Here is a 25,653-nt window from a genome sequence, read left to right on the forward strand (position 1 = left end):
TCCCAAGAAAACTTGCTGTCCTCAATAAAAAATCTTGCGGTGACTGGTGCGTCGATTGCTCAAACACGCTTAGAGCTACTTTCGGTAGATGTGCAAATTGCTAGAAGTAAATTTCTGCAGTCTCTTGTCATGATCGTGTCGGCACTATTCTTTTTGTTTTTTGGTTTAGTGATGCTTGCGCTATTGATCGTGATCTACAGCTGGGAGTCTGACCGAATCTGGGCGCTCAGTTTATTGACAAGCGCCTTTATCTCTATTGGCGTTATTTTGGCGGGCTTGGTAATTCAGTCTTTGCGCACTATGCCAAAATTGTTTGAGGCATCTATTGCTGAGTTAGCAAAGGATGCCGAAGAATTGAATCGCTAATCCATGAGCCAAAAGCTAAAAGCCTTATTACTAAGACGTTCTGAGCTGCAAATGCAGTCTCAGAGAGAGCGTCTTGAGTTTTCAAAGCATTTTGAGCCTTGGGAGAAGCCTTTGTCATGGGCTGATAGGGGCATTGATGCATTTCATTTTGTTAAAGACAATCCTCTGTTGTGGACTAGCGCTTTTGCAGCTTTGGCGCATTACAAGCCAAAATTCGCAAGCAAGCTATTGGCTCTTGGTTGGGGTGCCCTCAAGGTCTTGAAGGGTGTCAAAAAGTTGGTTTAGGTTTTTACCGAACTGGCTTGCACACCCTTATTGCATCTATTAGAGGTATTTGAAAATAGCATGAGAAATTCAAAACCTTGGATTAAAAATTATCCTTATGGGGTCGACCCAGAAATTGCTCCACTTGCATATTCGTCTTTAGCAGGATTCTTTGAAGCAGCATTTGACCGGTTTGATAATCGCAAAGTCGCTGAGTCAATGGGTAAATCTTTTACTTATCGACAGATAGATCGTTTATCAAAGGACTTTGCATCTTACTTACAGAGCTTGAGCTTGGAAAAGGGTGCGCGCATTGCTCTAATGTATCCCAATGTTATTGAATATTTAGTTGCAATGATTGGAGTGTTGCGAGCGGGATACGTGGTTGTAAATATTAATCCGCTATACACAGCACGCGAACTGGAAGCTCAGTTACTGGATAGTGGAGCAACTGTATTGGTCATGATGGAAAACTTTGCTCACACCTATGAGCAAATTGCCGTTACAGCCCCTGTAAGCAAGGTTATCGTGAGTAGTCCAGGTGAACTATTGGGTTTTAAAGGCTACATCGTTAATTGGGTCGCGCGTAAAGTCAAAAGGCTTGTCCCAAAATGGAATATCAATCATATTAGCTTCAAACAGGCGCTCGCAATTGGGCAAAAAAGATCATTTCATAAGCCTGCTATTGAATTGAATGACATTGCTTTTTTGCAATATACCGGTGGAACTACAGGTATTTCTAAGGGCGCAGTGTTGCTTCATAGAAATATCTTGTCGAATGTAGCTCAAATTGAGATGTGGTTGAATCCAGGCCTGAGGAAGGCGGATGAGCAATTGCAATTTTTGTGTGTGCTGCCGATGACGCACATCTTTGCATTAACTGCTTGCGCATTTCTTGGGATAGCAAAAGGTGCCATGCTCATTTTGGTTGCTAACCCTCGAGATATAGATGGGTTCATAAAGTTGCTTATCAAGCACCCTAAAATCAACATCTTTCCCGGTGTGAATACTTTATTTCATGCGCTGATTCACCGACCGGAGTTCAAAAAGGTGAAATTTACTAATTTACTGGTAACAATCGGTGGTGGTATGGCTGTTCACCGCAAGACAGCAGACCATTGGCAGGCTATAACAGGTTGTCCAATCGCTCAAGGATATGGTTTATCGGAAACCTCACCGGTTGTTTGTGTAAATAGTCCTTTAGAAACCCATTTCACGGGACACATTGGCCCGCCGATGCCAAGTACAGATGTAGTTATCTTGGATGATGATGAAGTTCAGCTACCTGATGGCACCCCAGGAGAGATCTGCATTAAAGGCCCTCAGGTAATGGCCGGTTATTGGAATAGACCTGAGGAGACAGCGCACTGCATGACGGCTGATGGCTACTTTAAATCTGGTGATATTGGTCTTATCACCGAAAGTGGACATATCCAGATCGTAGATCGTAAAAAGGACATGATTGTTGTCGCTGGATTTAAGGTGTTTCCTAATGATGTTGAGGATGTACTAGCGCAAATGCCTGGAGTGCGGGAGTGCGCGGTCATTGGTGTGCCGCATCGCAAGCTAGGTGAAATTGTTAAAGCATATGTCGTCAAGTCTGATCATCATCTTACGGAGGCGGACGTCTTGCAATATTGCAAGGATACGCTTACAAGTTACAAGAGACCCAGGAAGGTCGTGTTTGCACACGAGCTTCCCAAATCCAATGTAGGTAAGATATTGCGGCGCGAGCTCCGAAATCTCTAATCTACTTTATTAACTCTTGGGTGTCTTACCAATAATTTTTGGTGCCCGCAGGAAGTCAAAATCAACGCCTTTATCAGCTTGAGTAACGGTATCAAGAAATAATTTCTTGTAGCCGCGTTCAGCCGTTGGCTCAACTACTGGATTTTCCTTGGCACGCTTCGCTAATTCTTCATTGCTGATCAGCAAGCTAATCTCACGGTTTTTAACAGAGAGACGAATGCGATCACCATTGCGTACATAGGCAAGAGGGCCGCCAATCGCCGACTCAGGAGTAACGTGCAAAACAATGGTTCCAAAAGCTGTGCCGCTCATACGCCCGTCAGAAATACGCACGATATCTTTAACACCAGCGCGAGCTAGTTTTAAAGGAATAGGGATGTATCCCGCCTCAGGCATGCCAGGAGCGCCTTTAGGCCCAATATTCTTAAGCACTAATATATCTTCTGCTGTGACGTCTAAATCCGGTCTATCAATACGATTTGCTAGATCTTCTGCGTTCTCAAACACTACCGCTCGGCCCTCATGCTCCATCAGTTTCTCATTAGCGGCAGACTGTTTAATGATCGCGCCACCAGGAGCTAGATTGCCATGCAGGACAGCAATACTGCCTCTTGGGTAAATGGGGTCATTGAATTTGCGTACGACATCTTGTTTAAAGCTGGGTGGGCCTGCATCGATTTCTTCGCCCAAGGTTCTGCCTGTAACAGTCATTGCATTGAGCTTGAGAAGTGGTTTTAACTCACGCAGCAAAGTGATCATACCGCCAGCGTCATGGAAGTTCTCCATGTAATGGTCGCCTGATGGCTTGAGATCTAGTAATACTGGGGTTTCATCTCCCATCTTATCAAGAGCATCAAGATCAATTTCCAGGCCCATGCGTCCAGCAATCGCTGCCAAATGAACAATGCCGTTAGTTGATCCTCCAATTGCCAATAGAACACGCATAGCATTCTCAAAAGCATCTGCCGTCAGAATCTTATCGATGGTTAAACCATCTTTGGCCATTTGTACGGCTCTAGCCCCTGTCTCTTCTGCAATGCGAATACGATCTGCTGTCACTGCTGGAGGTGATGCGCCACCCGGTACAGTCATGCCTAGTGCTTCTGAAATACAAGCCATCGTGCTTGCCGTACCCATGACAGAACAAGTGCCAACGCTGGCTACAAGTTGATCATTGACTTCATCCTTCTCAACTTCATCAATCTCGCCAGCTCTGAACTTGCCCCAATAGCGACGACAGTCTGTACAAGCCCCAACACGTTCACTACGGTGTGATCCGGTCAACATAGAGCCAGTAATAAGTTGAATTGCAGGCAACCCTGCAGATGCTGCACCCATCATTTGTGCTGGCACAGTTTTATCGCAACCACCAATCATGACGACTGCATCCATTGGTTGTGCGCGCAACATCTCTTCCGTATCCATCGACATCAAGTTACGTAGGTACATTGACGTGGGTGATGAAAAGCTTTCATGAATAGAGATTGTTGGAAAGTCCATTGGCAATCCACCGGCAAGCATTACGCCGCGTTTCACCGCTTCAATCAGTTGCGGCATATTGCCGTGACAAGGGTTGTAAGAGCTACCGGTATTAATAATGCCAATGACCGGACGATCTAATGCGGTATTGGTATAGCCGGCACCTTTAATAAATGCCTTGCGCAGAAATAAGGAGAAGCCTTTATCCCCATAGCTGGTTAAGCCTTTACGTAGTCCACTTTCTGGTACGGATTTAGGATCTGTTAGTTTGGAGGTCATATTTGTCTCGGTGTAAATCTAGTAATTATGTTTTGTTCAATTGTAGCGATACCGTGATTGCTATATCTAAGGTGTGCCACCCCAGCGGTATTGCCAGGATATGCCTACCGCGTTGTAGCTAGTGTCAGTCCGCGAGTAGACCCCCTTGCTACCACTTAGGCGAATGGAGTTGTTTTTATCGATTGGATAAGACAGGGTGCTGCCAAAACGCCAATTCTCTTGGGTGCCGCTTGCAGGCAAACCATTGACATAGGTTTGGCCACCCGTGAAATATGTTGCATCAGCAGAGATCCAGGCTGTATTGGGAAAATAGTAAATCACATGGGTCTCGCCTGAATAGATTGGATTTTGCGAGAGAGTATTGTTGCCCATGAAATTATTATTGCTTGTGTAGATAGTTGCCATGCCCGCAAGCTCTAATCGCCAAGGGCCTACTGCTTGAGAGACACCCATTGCGGGTTGAATGAGAGACCGATTAGCTCCTACATTAATCATCTGATTGCTGTTGTATTGCCCCCAGGGGATAGATGCGGCGATACTGGCGCCAATAATTAAATCTTGTCGGTAGTTTGCGAACTCGCTGTTGGTTAGCGCAGGCGCTCCATAAAGGTTGACTGAAGCTTTAATAAGCGGATCTGATAAGCCTTCAGCAGAGGCATTAATGCTTTGTGCGCCAATTTGCCCCGTACCTGAAAGTTCGGAATAGGGCAGCACCATAGTCAACCTACCAGATTGACCTGCTACATCAATAACATGAGTAAGGCTTAAGGCTTGAGTGTTGAGGATGTAAGAACCGCTTTTTGCTTGAGCTAGACCGCCAGTAATAAAGTTCATGCCAATGGGGGCATTGGAATAGGCTCGCGCTTCAATTTCTTGCGCACTCGTAGCCAATGAAACCAATAGCCCTACAAATAAAACCCCAGCCTGGAAAAACAATAAATGAAATGATGACCAATATCTGGTCAGCAATTTCAACTTCATTAAGTTAGTTGCCGCTTGAATTTTTGGAGCCAAAGAATAGGGTCCAAATATGCTCTTTGCCCAATAGTAATTGCATACCCGCAAGCATTAAATACGGCCAAATAATGAGCCAATACACAAAAGAGAAGGCGACAATTTTTAAAGGATTTGCTTGACCGAAAGCAGTCATGGAGATTAAAAAGTTTTTCCCATGAATGACTCCGTCAATACCGGCTTCTAAATAGTTCAGACCCAAAACAATTGTGATGTAAATGAGCGATTCAACCAAAAGCGATCTCACAATGCCATGAGTTTTATTCACCGTAATGGGGTAAATGGCTTGCCCAATCAATAAAAACTTCGCAGTAATGCCGGCCTTGATTAAAGCAAATCCGAAGATGCTAAGTGGGATAGGGCGCTCTTCAAGTAAAGTAGCCGCCAAAAAAGAAAGAGCGCAGAACCATGTTCCAAGATAAAGAGTTAAGACAAAAGCTTTCTTCGCCTCATCAATCACTTTTTCTTTGAGGCTAAGTTTGGGTAAGTTGGTATTTGAGACTGTATTCATGAACGAAATCTAATCTATTAAGGGTTAAGCGTTACAGCAAGATTCGCTATTTGAGCAAGAGGAGGAAGTCTCAATTGGTGCGGGCTCGTTAGTGTATCGTGCTATATACGCTTTACTACCCTTAAGGCCTAGCTTGATCCATACAAAGTGGCCGGACCCTGGCGCAACAGATATGGGTTCACCGCTCATATTCCACATCTGATCTAGGACAATATCTTGATTTCCGTTGGGCTCAATAATTTCAAGTTTGTCACCAACAGAGAAACGATTTTTAACGTCAATTTTTACACGTCCATTCTCATGGTCAACATCTAATGTCTCGCCAACATATAGACTTCTTCCTGACAGAGAGTGGCCACGCATGTAGAGCTGATATTCCTTATCGTGATGACGTTCGTAAAAACCATCGGTATAGCCACGATTAGCAAGACCTTCTAAATTACCAAGCAAACTTGTGTCAAATGGTTTTCCGGCTACAGCATCATTAATTGCGGAGCGATAGGCCTGGCAAGTGCGGGCTACATAGTATGGCGATTTTGTACGACCTTCAATCTTGAATGAGTCTACGCCCATTTTGGTGAGTCGCTCAATATGCTCAATCGCCCTCAGGTCTTTGGAGTTCATGATGTATGTGCCATGCTCATCTTCCTCCATGGGCATTAAATCATCAGGTCTCCTGGCTTCCTGCAGTAAGACGACATCGCCACTTTGGTTTTGCTGACCGGGTTTTACCTTGTAGTCCCAGCGACAGGCGTTAGTACATGCTCCTTGATTGGAGTCGCGGTGAGACATATAACCTGAAAGGAGGCAACGTCCAGAGTAGGCAATGCATAAGGCGCCATGAACAAAAACCTCTAATTCCATTTCGGGGCAATCTTGGCGAACCTCTTCAATCTCATCAAACGATAGTTCACGAGACAAAATGACGCGACTAATACCAACAGAGCGCCAAAATTTAGCGGATGCGCCATTAACGGTATTTGCTTGTACTGATAAATGAATCGGCATATCTGGCCATGCTTCTCTAGCAATCATGATGAGGCCAGGGTCAGACATTATCAGTGCATCTGGTTTTAATGCCACCACAGGAGACATGTCACGAATATAAGTGCGTGTTTTTGCGCCATGCGGCAATAGATTAGAAACTAGGTAAAACTTTTTACCTAAATCATGTGCGGTATCGATACCTTGTTTTAAGACCTCAATTTTTCCAAAGTCATTATTTCGCACGCGCAATGAATAGCGTGGCTGACCAGCGTAAATTGCATCAGCTCCAAATTCAAAGGCGGTTTGGAGCATCTGTAGGCTGCCCGCTGGGGCAAGTAGTTCAGGCGTTTTTGTCATAACGCCATTTTAATGCGTGATTCGGGTGTTTGCCTGGCTAAAACTGCCCTAAATACCCTCTAGAGGCCAACGAATAGAGCATATGTGTCCTACGATCGGTTTGTTTTGGCTATTCGTCAACAATGGTGTTGCGCAAGACGCCAATAGACTCAATCTCAATTTCGCAAATATCACCAGCCTTCATAAAGACAGGGGGATTTCTAGCATAGCCTACGCCCGCAGGTGTTCCAGTGATAACAACATCACCTGGTTCTAAGGTCATGCATTCAGAGATCAGCACAATCGTTTCCGCAATGCCCCATAGAAAATCTTTGGTGTTTGCATTCTGCATCACCTGACCATTAAGTCGCGATTGAATATTGAGGCCATGACATCCAATGGGTAGCTCATCTGGAGTAACCAACCAAGGACCAAATGCACCAGTTCGATCAAAGTTTTTTCCGATAGTCCATTGTGTTGTCTTGCGTTGGTAATCTCGAATGCTCCCATCATTAAAAATGCTATACCCAGCCACGCAATCCAATGCATTATCTAAAGTAAGGTGACGCGCCTTTTTACCAACTACAAAAGCGAGCTCTGCCTCATAGTCTAGTTTGTCAGAGACACGTGGTTTGATGATGGGGTCAAGGTGTGAAGTGAGTGAGCTAGGGCCACGCATAAAAAAGCTGGGGTATTCCGGTCTAGCATTACCCCCTTCTTTAGCGTGATCCGCGTAGTTCAGGCCCATACAGACAATTTTCCCAGGCCTCTCAATGGGAGGCTTAAAAGAGATAGAGCTAGTCTGACCGCGAACTGCATTTGGATGTTTCAAGGCGGCATTGGCTCGATGCATTAAGTTTTCATCTTGAATGATCAATTGCAAACTTGTTGGTATCTGGGTATCAGTAGCGCATAGATCTACAAATTCATCTGCGCCACCTTTAGTTAGTGCACCTACACCTTCATTGCCATCTGATGCCCGATAAGCGAACAGCCTCATGTCATTGTCTCCAGCTAAATTGGTTTGTTTTATTGTTGTTTTCCAAAGTATATGTCAGGCAATGCCCTGAATTCACGCTAGGGTCGATAAAGTGTGATAACTTTCCATAAACACACCATAGGCTTCGGTAGGAAGTCATAAAGAAGAAAGCATAAAGGCATGGAGACATCTGGTAAGTCGCTAAATGGCGGCCAAATTCTGGCTAACGCCTTGGTGAGGCAGGGCGTAGACCTAGCGTTTGGAGTTCCTGGTGAAAGCTTTCTGCCTTTATTGAATGGTTTGGTAGACCACCCCGAATTTCAATTTATTACCTGTCGCCAAGAGGGCGGCGCAGCCTATATGGCAGAGGCCTATGGCAAATTGACAGGTAAACCTGGAGTCTTAATGGTCACGCGTGGGCCAGGTGCATCAAATGCGATGGTTGGGGTGCATACCGCTTATCAGGATTCCACCCCAATGGTTTTATTGATCGGCCAAGTGGGAACGGACATGGTCGAACGTGAGGCATTCCAAGAGGTTGACTATCGCCGTATGTATTCCGAATGTGCAAAATGGGTTGGAAGCATCGACCGCGTTGATCGCATCGATGAGTTTGTATCTCATGCATTTCATGTGGCGCAAGCAGGTCGCAAGGGTCCAGTGGTATTGGCATTGCCAGAAGATGTTCTCTACATGAGCGGAGACGAACATCCAGTTGCACCGGCCCATGTTGTGCAACCTGGACTAGATATAAAAGCATTTAATGAGGCAATGAAAGTATTCACTGGCGCTAAAAGCCCTATGATCATTGCAGGTGGTGGAAATTGGAATCGCACTGCATGCGATAGCCTGAGTGCTTGGGCAAATCGTGAAGGTATTCCTGTCGCCACTAGTTTTCGCTCTCAAGATCTTCTCGATAACCTTGATCCCATTTTTGCTGGAGATCTAGGAATTGGCGCCAATCCATCTTTGGTGAAGCGAGTTCAGAATGCTGATGTTTTACTAGTTATTGGCGAGCGTCTTGGTGAGATGACGACCGCGGGCTATAGCGTATTAAGTGTCCCCAAAACAAAACATACTTTGATTCACGTTCATTCTGGCCCAGAAGAGCTGGGTCGTGTTTATCGGCCTGACTTTGCACTCAATTGCAGTCCAGAAAATTTTTGCACAGCCCTAGGTGGTGTAAAGATGGGTGGCAATCATGATTCAAATGATACAAAGTCAGCGCATTCTGAGTATTTAGCGTTCTCAAGTCCGGTAACCGTACCAGGCGATCTGCAATTAGCGCAGATTATGAGTTCCTTGCCAAAATCTATTCCGCGGGATTCCATCGTGACCAATGGTGCAGGAAATTTTGCAACATGGGTGCATCGTTTTTATCCATACGGCCCATTCAAGACTCAATTGGCGCCAGCAAATGGCTCTATGGGCTATGGATTACCAGCGGCAATTGCGGCAAAGATTATTCATCCTGAGAGGGTGGCAATTGCAGTCTGTGGTGATGGGGATTTCATGATGAACTGCCAGGAACTTGCGACAGCGGCTAGATATGATGCATTTCCAATTGTTTTCGTAGTCAATAATAGTATGTTGGGAACTATTCGCATGCATCAAGAGCGCGAATTTAAGTCTCGAGTAATCGCCACTGGATTAACAAATCCAGATTTTGTGAAGTTTGCGGATAGCTTTGGCATTCCTGGATTCAGGGTTAGTAAAACAGAAGAATTTGCACCTGCTTTCGCCAAAGCTCTTGAGAGCAAAAAGGGCGCTCTCATCGAATTGATCTTGGATCAAGAGGTGATATCACCTAGCAAATTGCTATCCCAGTTGGGCAAATAAAAAGAGGGCGATAAGCCCTCTTTTTACGTGTCCATCTTTACCAAACACTCCTTTATTACATAGAAAGACTATTAGTCAACCTTTGCGCCTGAGTCTTTAACAACCTTGGTCCATTTGGCGATTTCATTTTTGATAAAGGCTGAAAACTGGGCCGGTGTATTACCAACCGGTTGTGCACCCATAGCAAGATACTTCTCTCTCACGGATGGGCTATTAATTGCTGCCATTAAAGTAGTGCTGTCTTTATTCAGAATATCCGATGGCATATTGGCTGGTCCAACTACCCCAAACCAAGACGTGGCCTCATAACCAGGCAGATTTGCCGCCTCAGCGATCGTTGGTAAATCTGGGAATGCGGGTGAGCGTTTTGCACTAGTGACTGCCAAAGCCTTCAAACGACCTGCGCGAATGTAATTAATGCATGAAGGGAGATTATCGAACATGATGTCCACATTACCCGCTAACAAATCTGTTAGCGCTGGCGGGCTACCTTTATAAGGCAAGTGCACCATATAGGTTTTGGTCATTGTCTTGAATAGCTCTCCCGCCATATGGATGGAAGTGCCATTACCGCTGGAGGCCATATTGACTTTTCCGGGATTGGCTTTTGCGTAGGCAATTAAGTCATTCACAGAGTTGATATTGTTTTTGGCTGCAAATTCAGGATTTAAAACCAGAACGTTGGGTAATTCAGCCACCAAAGAAATAGGTGTGAAATCCTTAATGGGATCAAAAGGCATCTTGCCACCGCCTTGTGTGTAGAGCGGCAAATTGATTCCATGTGTTCCAACTGAAGCCATAAGCCATGTGTAACCATCGGGTGCAGATTTAGCAACAATTTCTGCGCCGATATTACCGCCAGCACCTGGCTTGTTATCAATCACAACATTCCATTTGAAGGTATTTAGTAGTTCATTTTGTAATGGTCTTGCGATATTGTCAGTCGCGCCACCAGCAGGAAATGGCACTACATAACGAATAGGTTTATTTGGGTAATCGGATTGCGCATTAGCGACTTGCATGCCGCCAAATAATGCCGCAAGGATTGCTAAAAAATGCATTGCGCGGATAGGGGTCTTAATTGAACCAATTTGAATCATTGATGCCTCCTGTTAATTCGAATCATTCTGATGATGACTTCTAGCTTGAACTTAAGCATAACAGAGCAAATTTAGGGCTCAAAATGAAAAAGGGCCTAGATTTCTCTAGACCCTTCACATATTTGGCTCCTCGACCTGGGCTCGAACCAGGGACCTACGGATTAACAGTCCGGCGCTCTACCGACTGAGCTATCGAGGAATAAGCCGATATTATAGCAAGATGGAAACACTTCTTCCCACTTCTGTGCAGATCCCTAAAGTACTGACCATTGCTGGCTCTGACAGTGGCGGAGGTGCTGGTCTACAGGCGGACCTCAAGGTAATTACTGCCTTGGGCGGCTATGGGATGTCTGTGATAACCGCTATAACAGCACAAAATACGCTTGGTGTTACACGTATTCAGGATGTTGACTTGGATGTCGTGGAAGCCCAGATGGATGCTGTTTTCTCGGATATTGGCGTAGATATCGTCAAGATTGGAATGTTGGCTAGTCCAGAAATCGTTCAAATAGTGGCTAAAACTTTGCGTAAATACGGAATTAAGAAAGTAGTTTTAGATCCTGTTTTGCGAGCTACCTCTGGGGCTAGTTTGGGCGGTGATGACACTGCGCAAGCCATCATTAAAGAATTATTTCCATTGGCTTTATTGGTCACACCAAATATGGATGAGGTATCTTTATTGTTGGGTAGGGATATCGCTGGCCCGGATGAATTCAAATTAGCTGCACAAGAGTTATCAGAAATGGGACCACAAGCTGTGCTCATTAAAGGCGGGCATCTTGATAGTACTCATACGCAAATTACTGATTACTTAATGTGGCGCACCATCGAAGATAACCTTGAGGTTGTTCTGTCTAAAGAATTTAAGCACTATCGAGTAAAAACTGCCAACACTCATGGAACAGGTTGCTCACTTGCATCAGCGGTTGCCACTTATCTTGCAGCAGGACATGATTTGTCGCATGCCGTGGCTAAAGCGATTGCCTATGTTGAGGCTGGTTTAGAGGCAGGGCGCTTTCTCAGTATTGGAGAGGGGCCGGGACCCTTGTGGCATATGCACGACTTCTACCCAACTGCCTTGGTGGATGAGAAAGAAAAAAGATAATCTATAAGAGATGTTATTGCTTATAGTGCAGCAGATTAAGCGCGCATCAAATCCTGCAAATGCTTTACTGCTGCCTTGGGATCTTTTGCTTGTGTAATAGCGCGCACCACTGCAATAGATCCCACGCCACTCTTAGCAACTGCATGAATGCTATCTTGATCGATACCGCCAATCGCTACTAAAGGGTAATGGCTCATCAGTTTTGCGTATTGATATAGTCTGCCTAAACCTTGGGGTGCAGTAGGCATTTTCTTGAGATTCGTTGGAAAGACTGCACCCATCGCAATATAGCTTGGACAAAAGCGATCCGCATGTACCATTTCAGCATAGCCGTGAGTACTTAGGCCCAATCTCAGTCCGGCAGCTCTGATTTGCTCAAGATCAGCATCTTCTAGATCTTCTTGCCCGAGATGTACGCCATAAGCTTCTGCATCAATGGCTTCTTCCCAATAGTCATTGATAAATAGCAAGGTTTTGCTACCCTCGGTAGCTTTAACCGCTTCCTTAATTTGTTTTCTGATTTTGAACCGGTCTTCGGATTTAAAGCGCAATTGAACGGTAGGTATTTCTGCTTCCACCATGCGCTTTACCCAATCAGCATCAGGCATTACGCCATAGAGACCCAAACGTTTAGGGCATTCTTTAAATGCCTTGGGATTCATGTTACGTGTCCATGGCAGTAGGTCAAAGTGTTCTGGCCTACTAGGCCATTTAAATGGGTTAAATCCTCCATCTTGAATCGTCATACGTGACCAAGCTTTGCCTAGGGTTCTTGCATCGGATTCAATAAAACCCATCTCAATCGCTGCAAGCGCTCCAGCTAGCTCGTAATGGTCAGTAGCAAGCTCGTTATCAATCCTAGGGGGTGGTGAGCTGATCGAATATTGTGGAATCGGCAGACATAAATCATCGTTGCGATGGGCTGAAATGATTTGATCGGCGAGATCTCTTACTAAGCTCATATCAATCCCCCTTAATCTCTTAGGCTTGATGCCAAAAGGGTGTGCCAACCAAAGGGGTGCTGGCTTGTGCAGATGTCTGTGGTTTCATGGCGCCAGATAGGTAGGCACTGCGTCCAGCATCCGTGGCCATAGCAAAGGCTTTTGCCATCACTACCGGTTCTTCAGAAAGTGCTACTGCAGTATTCAGTAAAACAGCATCAAATCCCCACTCCATCACTGTGCATGCGTGCGATGGCAAACCAAGACCTGCATCAACAATGAGGGGAACTTTGATTCGATCGCGCAATAACTTCATTGCATAGGGATTTAGAGGTCCCTGACCAGTACCGATTGGAGCAGCCCAAGGCATGATTGCTTGGCAACCAGCATCTACTAGACGTTGGCACAGAATTAAATCTTCAGTGCAGTAAGGCAAAACCTTGAAGCCATCCTTGATTAGAGTTTCCGCAGTTTGTACTAAACGCAAAGTATCAGGTTGCAAAGTGTAGTCATCACCAATGAGCTCCAACTTAATCCAATTAGTCTCAAAGACTTCTCGTGCCATCTGGGCAGTTGTGATGACTTCTTGAGGGCTATGGCAACCAGCAGTATTTGGCAATACTGGAACCGCCATCTTCTTAAGCAATTCCCAAAACCCACAATGCGCTTCTGTAGTACTAGTGCCTTGGCGGCGTAGGCTAACTGTAATCATTGCGGGATTAGCAGCATGTACTGCATTTTCCAATACAAGAGGCGATGGATAGCGTGAAGTGCCCAATAGCAAGCGACTAGCAAAGCTCTCGCCGTATAAGACTAGTGCATCTGCATTATTAAGTTGATTAGGCAATGGTGCTGTCATAGATATTTAGCCTCCAGTAACTGGGGCGATCACTTCAATTTGATCGTTTTCATTCAATGCATGCACTGAATATTGTGATTTAGGAACAAAGTTCAAGTTCACTGCGACTGCAAAAGGAGGCTTTGCATTAATAATCTTAAGAGCATCCGCAATCATGCTCTGTGAAGGAAGATCGTATTCCACTTGATTGACGGTTATGCGCATATGCTTGCCTCATAACTGATGTTGCTGATGTTTAAACCTAGTTCCAGTGCGGTATTACTTTGACCGCGCTCCAGTAATTCCATCGTCGCATCTAGCACCGCAGGAGAAATCATGAAGCCGTGACGATAGAGTCCATTGACCATAATCAAATCAGATAAACCCATTTCTTTATTGACCATTATTTCAGGTAGATTGTTCTTTAAGGTTGGGCGACATTGCGTTGCCATCTCTAGGATGCGGGCTTCAGCAAATCCACTGTGTACTGTATACACCGCGCTAAGTAATTCCATTGCGGAACGAACGCTCATCGGCGTTAAATCTTCGGATTCAATTTCGGTAGCGCCAACTACATAAACATCATTCTCTTTCGGAGCAATGTAGATGGGGTAGCGAGGATGTATTAAACGAGTAGGTCTGCGTAACTTCACCTCTGGGGCATGCAAGCGGATAACCTCGCCACGCACTCCGCGCAAAGTATTTACATTAGAAGGCCAGGTATCTTTTGCTCCGTTACCGCGACAATCAATCACACATTGATATGTAGCGTCATTTCTCAAGGGATCTGGGTTGACTTCGGTGTTCCAATGGCATTGCACGCCAAATGTATTTAGTTCAACCAGTAAGGCATCTAGAAGCTGGCGATTATCCAATTGACCTTCATTGGGAAGGTATAGGCCTTGAGTAAATCGATCGGTAACACTAGGTTCAAGGTCGCGTAATTGCAGTTCATTAAGTCTCTTAGGCGGATTGAGATGACTGTTGTGTAGACAATTTCTATCCAGATGATTGGTAAAGCGTTCTGCTTCAGCGGCATCTTGCCGATGCCATAGGATCAATGTGCCATCTTGTTGGAAAAATACAGGCGAAGAGAGTTCTTCGATGAATGTCTTCCAACGGGGTAGGCTATATAGTCCCATCCGCACCACAGAATCTTCTGTAATCGCTGATTCTGCAAGTGGAGCTAGCATCGCTGCTGCAACTCTCGCCGCAGATTCACTCGCACTTGCATCGCCGCGATCATAAAGGTCAACCTTTGCGCCACGTTTTGCCAATGTAAGCGCTAGCAGCCGGCCTATTAGGCCAGCGCCAACAATAGCAAAGCGTTTGTGTGCGAAGGAGGTGCCGCTCATTTGCAGATGCTTACTGATAAATTTCACTACCGCGCTTACGGAACTCCGCAGACATTTCTTCCATGCCTTTATCAGGATCATTTGCTTGCGCAATCGGAATGACTTTGGCATCTGCGTTGAGTGTTGCTGCGTAGTCGCGAACTTCTTGTGTGATCTTCATTGAGCAGAACTTTGGTCCGCACATAGAGCAGAAGTGTGCAATTTTCGCTCCTTCAGCAGGCAAGGTTGCATCATGGTATTCACGTGCACGCTCTGGGTCTAAGCCCAAGTTAAATTGATCTTCCCAGCGGAACTCAAAGCGAGCTTTAGAAAGGGCGTTATCGCGAACTTGAGCGCCAGGTAGGCCTTTTGCAAGGTCTGCACCATGCGCTGCAATCTTGTAAGTGATAATGCCTTCACGCACATCTTCTTTGTCTGGCAGACCCAAATGCTCTTTAGGTGTGACATAGCAAAGCATCGCTGTGCCATACCAACCAATTTGCGCAGCACCAATGCCGCTGGTGATGTGGTCATAGCCTGGGGCAATATCGGTGATCAATGGCCCAAGCGTATAGAAAGGCGCTTCTAAGCAATGCTTGAGTTCCTCGGTCATATTCTCTTCAATGCGCTGCATTGGAACGTGTCCAGGGCCTTCGATCATGACTTGGACATCATGCTTCCAAGCTTTAGCGGTTAATTCACCGAGGGTATGGAGTTCTCCAAACTGGGCGGCATCATTTGAGTCGGCAATACAGCCAGGACGTAAACCATCACCCAGGCTGAAAGAGACATCGTAAGCCTTCATGATTTCACAAATTTCATCGAACTTGGTATAGAGGAAGTTCTCTTTGTGATGAGCTAAGCACCATTTAGCCATGATGGAGCCTCCGCGTGACACGATGCCAGTAATACGATCTGCTGTTAAAGGCACATAGCGAAGTAATACGCCAGCGTGGATCGTGAAATAGTCCACGCCTTGCTCAGCTTGTTCAATCAAAGTATCGCGGAACATTTCCCAGGTGAGATCTTCAGCGATCCCACCAGTTTTATCCAGCGCTTGATAGATTGGAACAGTACCGATAGGAACTGGTGAGTTGCGGATAATCCATTCGCGCGTTTCATGGATGTGTTTTCCAGTAGAAAGGTCCATGATGGTGTCTGCACCCCAACGAATAGACCAAACCATTTTCTCGACTTCTTCATTAATAGAAGAGGTGACTGCTGAGTTACCGAGGTTACCGTTGATCTTCACGCGGAAGTTTCTACCAATAATCATGGGCTCTAATTCTGGATGATTAATGTTTGCTGGAATAATGGCACGACCTGCAGCAATTTCCGAGCGCACAAATTCACCAGTAACAATCTCTGGAAGATTGGCGCCATACGATTTTCCAGGATGTTGTTTGAGTAATTGCTTGTAGGCCGGGTCTTTACGTAATTGCTCTAGGCCCATGGATTCACGCAGCGCGACGTATTCCATTTCAGGGGTGACGATTCCCTTGCGAGCGTAATACATCTGACTAACGTTATGACCAGACTTTGCAACCCGTGGGGCGCTGATGTGCGCAAATCGCAAGCTTTGAGTTGCAGCATCGTTCGCACGAGCCACGCCATACTCCGAGCTTGGCCCAGATAACTGCTCAGTATCGTTACGCTCAGCAATCCAAGCATCACGCAATCTTGGTAAACCTTTTTCCAGATTGATCACAATGTCTGGATCGCTGTAAGGGCCTGAAGTGTCGTAAACGGGGACAGGGGGATTTGGGATGAGTTGCTCACCAGCGCGGGTTGGCAATTGCTCAATCATCCTTATTGGTGCTTTGATATCTGGACGTGATCCCTGCAAGTAGGTTTTAGTAGATGCGGGATACGCAAACTTTTGACCGAAGTCGCGTTCCAAGCTTTTGAGACTTGGAATTTCATGTTTGTTTGATTTTTGATTGCCTGAGCTCATGTCCATCTCCTTGCTGTTTTAGATGGACGAAACCGGGTGTGTCGGTCTGATGTAACTCCCCACGCCAGCATTATCTGGATCGGGTTCTAGGGTCTTTCTCAGCGCCTCAGAGCAAAATCTGCATATAAGGGCACCCCTGTTTCATCCTTAACTAGATTTAACCACGAAAATAGAGGTTGGACTCATGACGCGGGTCAATTGCCTATCCGGCAGCCGCTAGGCTTACTTATTGCGTCGCAAAATGAAGTCTGCTGTGACAAAGGCGGCGTCGCTGGTGAATTCATCGGCCAAGATGCGGGCAGCAGCCTCAGCGTAAGAAACCTCAATAAAACCACTAACTTCACCATCGTGGTTGGTTGGAATGAATTGCTTGGGAAGCTCTAAATCGTAAATAAACAGTTGCTCATCATGAAAACCTCGATCATTTGCTATGCGACGCATATGAATTCGGCCAATGGGCTCTATTTCATCGGAAATTTGCTCGGGGACACCAGCTTCTTCCCATAATTCGCGACGTGCACCGACCCATGGAGTTTCATCGGCGCTAATTCCGCCAGCAGCAAGGTTATCTAATTTACCCGGATCTGTTGGCTTATTTTCACTTCTGCGCCCCAACCAAATGGTGTCAGCTTTTGTATGGCCGTTGATGTGCGTCGCCATGCTACGAAAACCAAACGTCCTGAAGGCTGATCGTTCTAAGCGAAAGTATTTATGACCATTCTGATCAACCCATGCAAATTCTTCATTACGCCACCCGGGAATAAAACCACCTTGGCGCATGTGGTTCGCTAAGAGGCTTAGCGTTGCTGATAATTCTTTTGGTCGCCCCAATTGAATGGATAAGCGATCATGTGACATTCTGGCTAAAGGTATGGATTCCTTTTTGAATAATTGCTGCAGGTGCGGAATGAAATCAGGGTTGAGATGTCCAATCACCAGGTCTTCGTGATTTCCTCGGGAAAAATAAATGGGCAAGAAATCCGCAGGAGCAGGTCTTGCGGTATTTTGAAGCATCTCTTCAAGAGCTGCGATGGTGCTGGTGGACAGAGCTGACATGCGGCTTAGTGTAAGGGAACTTCACAAAATAAAGTCGTTTTTAAGGCCTTCTTACCACAAATAATATTAAAAGTTATCAATATCCTTTCTAGTATCTTTTATAAGGATATTAAATTTTGAACAGAATCTTCTGCACACAAATTAAGCAAGTCAGGTCACTCTATACAAATCCTCGACTTACGAAAACTTTTATGGATTTATCCACATAGCCTGTGGATAAGTTCTGACAATTTTGTGGTCCCGCCGACAGGAATCGAACCTGTATCCCACGCTTAGGAGGCATGTGCACTATCCATTGTGCTACGGCGAGGCGCATATATTTGAGAAAGTATGCTAGGGAATGAAGTTGAAATGCTAACCGATAAAAGCGATCTTTATTGGCCATTACCAGCCACAAAGTGCCCAAACTTGATTGGTAATCGACATCATCATTTCGGGAGCATAGTATGCAGAAAATATCATCAGCAATATAAATATTGCAAAACCATAAACAATGATTTTCCAGGAAGAGGCGTTACGATTTCGCACCTTATGCATTTGCAACTCGATGAATAGCGCGTTCTTTAACGGGAAGGTTGACCAAGAATGCAAACACTCCCAATCCAATGGCGAGTTGCCAAACGATGACATAAGAGCCGGTGTGATCAAATAAATAACCGCCTAAAAATGCTCCGCAGAAGCTGCCAAGTTGATGCGAGAAAAATACCAAACCAGAAAGCATGGTGAGGTACTTCACCCCGAAGATTTGCGCCACGATGCCATTGGTTAGGGGGATAGTAGATAGCCACAAAAATCCCATGATGGCGGCAAAAACATATGTGGTGGCAGGGCTCAGCGGTAGTAGCAAGAAACCTGCAATAGCAATCGAGCGACCCAAATAAATGCCTGATAGTAAATAACGCTTAGGGAGCCGTTGGCCTAAGATGCCAGCACTGTAGGTGCCAAAGATATTAAATAGACCAATCAGGGCGAGGGCAGTAGTTGCTACCGCAGGGGCGCCAACTGCTGGATAAATGGATGAGAGATCTTTAAGGTAGGGGGCAAGGTGAACAGCAATAAATACCACCTGAAAGCCGCAAACAAAATACCCTAGGGTTAGTAAACGAAAGCTCGGATTACCGATTGCCTCTTTAAGTGCCTCTTTGATGGTTTGGTCATCACGATTATGTTGATGCGCAAAATTTTTCTCACGCAATAAAAAAGCGGTTGGAATCATTAAGCTAGCCATCAATGCCAGTATCACTAGGGCGTCTTGCGCACCAAATGCGCTTAATAAGCCTTGCTCAGCAGGAATCATTAAGAATTGCCCAAACGACCCGGCTGCTGCTGCAATGCCCATCGCCCAAACGCGTTTATCCGCTGGAACATTGCGACCTAAGATGCCATAGATAACGCTATAGGTGGTAGCTGTTTGTGCAAGGCCAATTAACAATCCGCCTGCAATAGTGAAATTAAGCGCATCTGTCGAAATTGCCATGCCAACTAAGCCCAAGGCGTAAAGTGCTCCACCGATAACCATGATCTTGAATGCGCCAAATCGATCAGCTAGTGCGCCGGTAATCGGTTGAACTGCGCCCCAGATCAGATTTTGAAGGGCGATTGTCAATGCAAAGGTTTCGCGTCCCCAGCCATTAGCCATGGTGATAGGCAAGTTAAACAAGCCAAATCCATGACGTATACCCATAGACATCGTCACCATAAATCCCCCGAAGATGAGGACTTGAGTCATGGTCAAGGAAGTTTTGGGGCTTGCGCTCATTAAATAATTCCTTTTTCTTTCAATTGGGCAATAGAGGCATCATCAAGGTGAAGGCGTTCTTGCAAAACTTTATTGGTATGCTGTCCCAATGTGGGTGGTGCCATTCGAACTTCTACTGGTGTTTTAGAGAGCTTCATAGGACTTGCTACGAGTTTCATGGTTCCTACAGTTGGGTGTGGAACATCAATCTGTACTTTTCTGGCAATGACCTGCTCATTCTCAAATACCTCTTTGAAATTATTGATAGGGCCGCAGGGAACATTCGCCGCCTCTAAAAGCGCAATCCATTCCCCCTTGGTTTTCTTGCGAGTCATTGCTTCCAACAAAGGAACAAGCTGTTTGCGATGCAATACTCGGTCAGGATTTGTAAGGTATAAGGGGTTATCTGCTAGATGGGCTTCGCCACCAGCAGTCACAAAGTGACGAAACTGTCCATCATTGCCTGCGCCAACTATCATCCAGCCATCTGAGGTTGGAAAGGTTTGATAAGGAACAATGATTGGGGAGGCATTGCCCCAGCGACGTGGGATCTCACCAGAGGTAAGGTAGGCGCTAGAGACATTCGCCATTACGGCAACTTGCGTATCCAGTAAGGACATGTCAATGTATTGGCCTTCACCTGTCTGATCACGGTGAACTACAGCGGCCAATATTGCAGTAGTGGCGTACATGCCAGTAAAAATATCAGCAATAGCTACGCCAGATTTTTGTGGGCTAGCGCCTTCAACATCTTCGGCTTCACCGGTTACGCTCATAAAGCCACCCATGCCTTGAATAATGAAGTCATATCCGGGGCGATGAGCATAAGGACCTGTTTGCCCAAATCCAGTAATAGAGCAATAGATCAAATCGGGCTTGATCTTGACAAGACTTTCATAATCTAAGCCGTATTTAGCAAGATCACCAACTTTGTAGTTTTCAATCACGACATCTGATTCGGCGGCTAATTGACGAATGATGTCTTGGCCTTCTGGCTTGCTTATATCAACGGTAATCGAGCGCTTGTTGCGATTGATGCAAATAAAATAGGCAGATTCTTCTGTATCCTGACCTTTTGGGTCTTTGGCAAAGGGCGGGCCCCAGTGCCGAGTGTCATCACCTACCCCAGGACGCTCCACTTTGATGACATCTGCGCCCAGATCAGCAAGATTCTGAGCGCACCATGGACCTGCAAGCACGCGGCTGAGGTCTAAAACGCGAATATGACTTAAGGCTCCCATGCCTAATTTTGGCATGGATAGCAGGGGAATATCAGAAAAGTCCGACCCCTTCCCAGACATAGCTACAATTTTGGCGCATGGCTACCCGTAAAATTTCCGAATACAGCGAATCGTCGATTCAGGTCCTAAAAGGACTGGAGCCAGTCCGTCAGCGGCCTGGAATGTACACCCGAACCGATAACCCCCTACACATTATTCAAGAGGTTTTGGATAACGCTTCTGATGAAGCCTTGGGTGGGTATGGCAAACAAATTATCGTGACAATGCACACAGATGGCAGTGTGAGCGTCGAGGATGATGGTCGTGGAATTCCAGTTGGGATGCATCCCACCGAAAAGTTACCCGTAGTAGAAATCGTATTTACGCAGTTGCATGCTGGTGGCAAGTTTGAAAAAGGTACTGGCGGTGCCTATGCATTCTCAGGTGGTTTGCATGGCGTAGGTGTTTCTGTAACGAATGCGCTATCCAAACGCCTTGAAGTAACGGTATGGCGTGAGGGCCAAGTTTCTACACTCATATTCGCTGATGGCAAAGTGATTGAGAAACTCAAATCCAAGCCTGCTTCAAAAGACGATAAATCGCATGGTACGCGCGTGCGTGCATGGCCTGATAGCAAGTACTTTGATAGCGCTGCGATACCGATGGCTGAGCTGGTGCGCCTGCTCAGATCCAAGGCGGTGTTGTTGCCTGGTGTTAAGGTCACGCTTATACAAGAAAAGTCTGGTGAGACTCAATCATGGCAATACGCACAAGGCTTGCGTGGCTACCTAAATGAAGCGATGGCTCAAGCAGGGCATGGTGCTGAAGTTATTCCACCATTTGAAGGTGAGCAATATGCAACGGGCACTGGCGACGATGATTCTTTCGCCGAAGGCGAGGGCGCTGCTTGGGTAGTTTGCTGGACAGAAGATGGCGCACCAGTACGCGAGAGTTATGTGAACTTAATTCCTACGCCTGCTGGCGGTACTCATGAGAGTGGTCTACGTGAAGGATTATTCAATGCGGTAAAAGGCTTCATTGAAATGCATGCATTGCAACCAAAGGGTGTGAAACTGATGCCTGAGGATGTTTTTGCACGAGCTTCGTTTATTTTGTCTGCCAAAGTATTGGATCCACAATTTCAAGGGCAAATTAAAGAGCGTCTAAATTCTCGTGATGCAGTACGTTTAGTTTCAGGCTATGCTAAATCTGCTCTAGAGCTATGGCTTAACCAGCATGTTGACTATGGCCGCAAATTAGCTGACCTGGTTATCAAACAAGCTCAAGCTCGTACTCGTGCAGGCCAAAAGGTAGAGAAGAAAAAGTCTTCTGGTGTGGCAGTTTTACCAGGCAAGTTAACGGATTGCGAGAGCGAAGATATTGCTCAAAATGAAATCTTTCTGGTTGAAGGTGATTCCGCGGGCGGTTCTGCCAAGATGGGCCGCAATAAGGAATATCAAGCGATTTTGCCTTTGCGCGGCAAGGTGTTAAATACGTGGGAGGCGGAGCGCGATCGTTTATTTGCCAATAATGAAGTACACGATATCGCTGTGGCTATTGGCGTCGATCCGCATGGCCCGAATGATGATCCCGATTTATCCAATTTACGTTATGGCAAGATTTGCATCTTGTCTGATGCGGACGTAGATGGTGCGCATATTCAGGTGTTGCTACTGACATTGTTCTATAAGCATTTCCCCAAGTTGATCGATTTGGGTCATGTACACATTTCTAGACCGCCATTGTTTAGGGTTGACGCACCTGCCAGAGGTAAGAAGCCAGCGCAAAAAATTTATGCCTTAGATGCCAGCGAACTTCAAGCGATTGAAGATAAATTGCGCAAAGAAGGCGTCAAGGAAACTGCATGGCAAATCTCTCGCTTTAAAGGTTTGGGCGAGATGAGTGCAGAACAACTATGGGATACCACTTTGAATCCTGATACCCGTCGCTTGCTGCCAGTAACTCTAGGTTCCTGGACTGAAGACGAAACATTTAAAACCATGGATATGTTGATGGGTAAATCAGAATCTGGTGCGCGTCGCGATTGGCTGGAAGAACGCGGTAATGAAGTTGAGGCGGATATTTAATGGCTACCAAGAAAACACCAGGAAAGAATAAAGCCGCTGAGCAGGCGGATTTATTTTCAAACGCTATTGAAGAGATGGATATCGTTGAGGTAGATGAAGCGCCTAAAGTAGCGGCATCCTCTAAAGGGGGCTCTAACGGACCTAAAGATCCACATGATCCCAAGACAATGGATTTAAATGAGGATAACAAGGATAGTTTGACGCTAGCTGTGTATGCCGAGCGTGCATATCTAGATTACGCCATTAGCGTTGTAAAAGGGCGCGCATTACCAGAAGTTGCAGATGGTCAAAAGCCAGTGCAGCGACGCATCCTATTCTCAATGAACGAGATGGGTCTTCGTGCTGATGCAAAGCCTGTAAAGAGTGCGCGGGTTGTCGGTGACGTATTGGGTAAGTTCCACCCACACGGTGACCAGTCTGCCTATGACGCGTTAGTTCGCTTGGCGCAGAGCTTCTCTCTGCGCTACCCATTAATTGATGGTCAAGGCAACTTCGGCTCACGTGATGGTGATGGAGCTGCGGCGATGCGTTATACCGAAGCACGTTTAACGAAGATTGCTGGCTTGCTATTAAGTGAAATCGACGAAGGTACCGTTGATTTTGCGCCTAACTATGACGGTTCATTCCAAGAGCCAAAATTATTGCCAGCCCGTTTACCATTCGTATTGCTCAACGGCGCATCCGGTATTGCGGTGGGTATGGCAACCGAGATTCCATCACACAATTTGCGTGAAGTAGCATCAGCTGCGATTGCCTTGATGAAGTCGCCTAAGCTATCTACTGCTGATTTATTGGAGATCATGCCTGGTCCAGATTACCCAGGTGGCGGTCAAATTATTTCCTCGTCTGCGGAGATTGCGCAGATTTATGAAACAGGCCGTGGCAGCCTTAAAGTGCGCGCTCGTTGGTCCATCGAAGAATTGGCTCGCGGCCAGTGGCAAATCGTGGTCAACGAATTGCCTCCCTCAACATCTTCTCAACGTGTATTACAAGAGATTGAGGAGATTACCAATCCAAAAGTGAAGGTTGGTAAGAAAACTTTAACTCCTGAACAGAACAATCTGAAGTCCACCATCTTGAATGTATTAGATGGTGTGCGCGATGAGTCTAGCAAAGATGCTCCAGTTCGCTTGGTATTTGAGCCCAAGAGCAAAAACATTGATGTGAATGAGTTCGTCAACCTTTTGTTGGCACATACCTCGCTTGAGTCTAATGCGCCAATGAATTTAGTGATGATTGGCAACGATGGGCGCCCCCGTCAAAAGGGCTTAAAAGAGATTATTTCTGAATGGATTGAGTTCAGAGTCGTTACAGTGACTCGTCGAACCCAGTTCCGTCTCAACAAGGTAAAAGACCGGATGCACATCTTAGAAGGGCGTCTAATCGTTCTTCTAAATATTGATAAGGTCATTAAGATCATTCGCAATAGCGATGAGCCTAAGGCCGATTTGATCAAAGAATTTAAGCTTACCGATCGTCAAGCGGAAGATATTTTGGATATCCGCCTACGTCAATTGGCTCGTCTAGAGGGCATCAAGATTGAGCAAGAGCTCAAAGAGCTTAAATCAGAGCGTGATGACTTAGAAGGATTGTTGCAAAGTGATGCTGTTTTACGTAAACGCATCATCAAAGAAATCGAAGCAGATATCAAAGATTTCGGCGATGATCGTCGTACGTTGATTCAGGAGGATAAGCGAGCTGTTGCCGAGACTAAGGTGATTGATGAGCCTGTTACGGTCATCGTTTCACAAAAAGGTTGGGTACGTGTCCGTCAGGGTCATGACCATGATGCAACACAGTTCAGCTTCAAAGCCGGCGATGCTTTGTATGCTACGTTTGAAGTGCGCACTGTTGATGTGATCCAAGGCTTTGGTAGTGATGGCCGTGTTTATACCGTACCAGTTAGTGAGTTACCTGGCGCTCGCGGTGATGGCTCACCATTGACTAGCTTCGTAAATCTCGCCGCTGGTTCTCAAATGGTTGCGTACTACGCAGGTCAGCCTGATGACTTAGTCTTGTTATCCACAAAAGCAGGTTATGGATTCTTGGCTAATGTTGCTGACATGAGTACGCGAAATAAGGCTGGTAAATCATTCATTAGTATTGATACAAAAGTGGATGGTGATGCACCACTAGGTGCCGCCAAGGTTGAGGTGGGTATGAAACAGGTTGCCTGCTTATCCGCTGCTTCAAAGTTGCTGGTCTTCCCATTAGATGAATTAAAGCGCTTGCCTACTGGTGGTAAAGGCGTAATTCTGATGGGTCTCGATGACAAAGAGTTCATGTCCTCCGCAATCGCAGTGGGTCCAAATGGAGCAACTTACTCTGGCGCGGGACGCGCAGGAAAGCCTACCGAGTTAAGTCTGGATGCGAAAACACTGAAGTCTTTTGCTGGTAATCGCGCTCGTAAAGGACATTTTGTTGAGCCTCGCCTAAAAGACGGCAAGCTAAAAGCAAGCTAAAGCGAGCTACTTAAG

21 protein-coding genes, 2 tRNA genes and 1 riboswitch are annotated in these 25,653 nt (G+C 45.9%); of the genes, 7 read left to right on the forward strand and 16 right to left on the reverse strand.

Going from position 1 to position 25,653, the window contains the following annotated elements; translation table 11 throughout:
• Positions 1-12: 12 nt before the first annotated feature.
• The 3 genes from ICV39_RS07530 to ICV39_RS07540 are packed head-to-tail and all read left to right on the forward strand — an operon-like array spanning position 13 to position 2,379.
• Positions 13-366 carry a phage holin family protein gene (locus ICV39_RS07530; protein WP_251372654.1) on the forward strand — a complete coding sequence of 118 codons (354 nt, stop codon included), beginning with the start codon at positions 13-15 and terminating at the stop codon, positions 364-366.
• Between the two features lie 3 nt (positions 367-369).
• Positions 370-651 carry a YqjK-like family protein gene (locus ICV39_RS07535; protein WP_215389503.1) on the forward strand — a complete coding sequence of 94 codons (282 nt, stop codon included), beginning with the start codon at positions 370-372 and terminating at the stop codon, positions 649-651.
• A 60-nt stretch (positions 652-711) separates the two neighbouring features.
• Entirely contained in the window at positions 712-2,379 is a 1,668-nt protein-coding gene (locus tag ICV39_RS07540) for an AMP-binding protein (protein WP_215389504.1), read from the forward strand.
• A gap of 9 nt (positions 2,380-2,388) precedes the next feature.
• On the opposite strand, the gene ICV39_RS07545 is transcribed toward ICV39_RS07540, so the two are convergent.
• From ICV39_RS07545 to ICV39_RS07565, 5 genes are all read right to left on the reverse strand, one after another.
• Positions 2,389-4,137 carry an IlvD/Edd family dehydratase gene (locus ICV39_RS07545; protein WP_215389505.1) on the reverse strand — a complete coding sequence of 583 codons (1,749 nt, stop codon included), beginning with the start codon at positions 4,135-4,137 and terminating at the stop codon, positions 2,389-2,391.
• Between the two features lie 66 nt (positions 4,138-4,203).
• Positions 4,204-5,118, reverse strand: coding sequence for a transporter (locus tag ICV39_RS07550; protein ID WP_215389506.1), 915 nt, complete (start codon positions 5,116-5,118; stop codon positions 4,204-4,206).
• 4 nt (positions 5,119-5,122) lie between these two features.
• Positions 5,123-5,662 carry a hypothetical protein gene (locus tag ICV39_RS07555; protein ID WP_215389507.1) on the reverse strand — a complete coding sequence of 180 codons (540 nt, stop codon included), beginning with the start codon at positions 5,660-5,662 and terminating at the stop codon, positions 5,123-5,125.
• Positions 5,663-5,686: 24 nt separating this feature from the next.
• The gene (locus ICV39_RS07560) at positions 5,687-7,006 is read right to left on the reverse strand and encodes a U32 family peptidase (protein WP_215389508.1); all 1,320 of its coding nucleotides are present in this window, start codon (positions 7,004-7,006) and stop codon (positions 5,687-5,689) included.
• A gap of 109 nt (positions 7,007-7,115) precedes the next feature.
• Positions 7,116-7,985, reverse strand: a complete 870-nt coding sequence (locus tag ICV39_RS07565; RefSeq protein ID WP_215389509.1) for a fumarylacetoacetate hydrolase family protein — start codon at positions 7,983-7,985, stop codon at positions 7,116-7,118.
• 159 nt (positions 7,986-8,144) lie between these two features.
• Here ICV39_RS07565 and ICV39_RS07570 point away from each other — a divergent pair, with 159 nt between their 5' ends.
• Positions 8,145-9,803 (forward strand): thiamine pyrophosphate-binding protein, encoded by a 1,659-nt coding sequence (locus tag ICV39_RS07570; protein WP_215389510.1) that lies wholly within the window; start codon positions 8,145-8,147, stop codon positions 9,801-9,803.
• 71 nt (positions 9,804-9,874) lie between these two features.
• On the opposite strand, the gene ICV39_RS07575 is transcribed toward ICV39_RS07570, so the two are convergent.
• On the reverse strand, positions 9,875-10,903 hold the full coding sequence (locus ICV39_RS07575) for a Bug family tripartite tricarboxylate transporter substrate binding protein (RefSeq protein ID WP_371816530.1): 1,029 nt from the start codon (positions 10,901-10,903) through the stop codon (positions 9,875-9,877).
• Positions 10,904-11,026: 123 nt separating this feature from the next.
• Positions 11,027-11,102 (reverse strand) — tRNA-Asn (locus ICV39_RS07580).
• 21 nt (positions 11,103-11,123) lie between these two features.
• Between ICV39_RS07580 and thiD the strand changes: the two genes are divergently transcribed.
• Complete coding sequence (gene thiD, locus ICV39_RS07585) at positions 11,124-12,008, forward strand: bifunctional hydroxymethylpyrimidine kinase/phosphomethylpyrimidine kinase (protein WP_215389511.1); 885 nt, start codon at positions 11,124-11,126, stop codon at positions 12,006-12,008.
• Between the two features lie 35 nt (positions 12,009-12,043).
• Here thiD and thiE read toward each other — a convergent pair whose 3' ends face one another.
• The 9 genes from thiE to ICV39_RS07630 all read right to left on the reverse strand — a co-directional run bounded on the left by thiE (position 12,044) and on the right by ICV39_RS07630 (position 21,110).
• Positions 12,044-12,970 (reverse strand): thiamine phosphate synthase, encoded by a 927-nt coding sequence (gene thiE / locus ICV39_RS07590; RefSeq protein ID WP_215389512.1) that lies wholly within the window; start codon positions 12,968-12,970, stop codon positions 12,044-12,046.
• A gap of 19 nt (positions 12,971-12,989) precedes the next feature.
• Positions 12,990-13,808, reverse strand: a complete 819-nt coding sequence (locus tag ICV39_RS07595) for a thiazole synthase (RefSeq protein WP_215389513.1) — start codon at positions 13,806-13,808, stop codon at positions 12,990-12,992.
• Between the two features lie 6 nt (positions 13,809-13,814).
• A complete protein-coding gene (gene thiS, locus ICV39_RS07600) occupies positions 13,815-14,012 on the reverse strand; it encodes a sulfur carrier protein ThiS (protein WP_215389514.1) in 198 nt (65 codons plus the stop codon).
• Complete coding sequence (thiO, locus tag ICV39_RS07605) at positions 14,003-15,142, reverse strand: glycine oxidase ThiO (RefSeq protein ID WP_215389515.1); 1,140 nt, start codon at positions 15,140-15,142, stop codon at positions 14,003-14,005. The genes thiS and thiO overlap by 10 nt, the downstream gene beginning before the upstream one ends.
• 10 nt (positions 15,143-15,152) lie before the next feature.
• Positions 15,153-17,075 (reverse strand): phosphomethylpyrimidine synthase ThiC, encoded by a 1,923-nt coding sequence (gene thiC / locus ICV39_RS07610; protein WP_251372655.1) that lies wholly within the window; start codon positions 17,073-17,075, stop codon positions 15,153-15,155.
• 39 nt (positions 17,076-17,114) lie between these two features.
• Positions 17,115-17,223: riboswitch (TPP riboswitch) on the reverse strand.
• Positions 17,224-17,297: 74 nt separating this feature from the next.
• The gene (locus ICV39_RS07615; RefSeq protein WP_215389516.1) at positions 17,298-18,131 is read right to left on the reverse strand and encodes an NUDIX hydrolase family protein; all 834 of its coding nucleotides are present in this window, start codon (positions 18,129-18,131) and stop codon (positions 17,298-17,300) included.
• 235 nt (positions 18,132-18,366) lie between these two features.
• Positions 18,367-18,441 (reverse strand) — tRNA-Arg (locus ICV39_RS07620).
• Between the two features lie 219 nt (positions 18,442-18,660).
• Positions 18,661-19,890 (reverse strand): MFS transporter, encoded by a 1,230-nt coding sequence (locus ICV39_RS07625; RefSeq protein WP_215389517.1) that lies wholly within the window; start codon positions 19,888-19,890, stop codon positions 18,661-18,663.
• On the reverse strand, positions 19,890-21,110 hold the full coding sequence (locus ICV39_RS07630; protein WP_215390948.1) for a CaiB/BaiF CoA-transferase family protein: 1,221 nt from the start codon (positions 21,108-21,110) through the stop codon (positions 19,890-19,892). The genes ICV39_RS07625 and ICV39_RS07630 overlap by 1 nt, the downstream gene beginning before the upstream one ends.
• Before the next feature lie 77 nt (positions 21,111-21,187).
• On the opposite strand from ICV39_RS07630, the gene ICV39_RS07635 reads away from it, so the two are divergent.
• Positions 21,188-23,176 carry a DNA topoisomerase IV subunit B gene (locus ICV39_RS07635; RefSeq protein ID WP_215389518.1) on the forward strand — a complete coding sequence of 663 codons (1,989 nt, stop codon included), beginning with the start codon at positions 21,188-21,190 and terminating at the stop codon, positions 23,174-23,176.
• 167 nt (positions 23,177-23,343) lie between these two features.
• The gene (parC, locus tag ICV39_RS07640; RefSeq protein WP_215390949.1) at positions 23,344-25,638 is read left to right on the forward strand and encodes a DNA topoisomerase IV subunit A; all 2,295 of its coding nucleotides are present in this window, start codon (positions 23,344-23,346) and stop codon (positions 25,636-25,638) included.
• Positions 25,639-25,653: the final 15 nt, after the last annotated feature.

It is taken from the genome of Polynucleobacter sp. MWH-UH25E, assembly GCF_018687095.1.
In the GTDB taxonomy this organism is placed as follows: domain Bacteria; phylum Pseudomonadota; class Gammaproteobacteria; order Burkholderiales; family Burkholderiaceae; genus Polynucleobacter.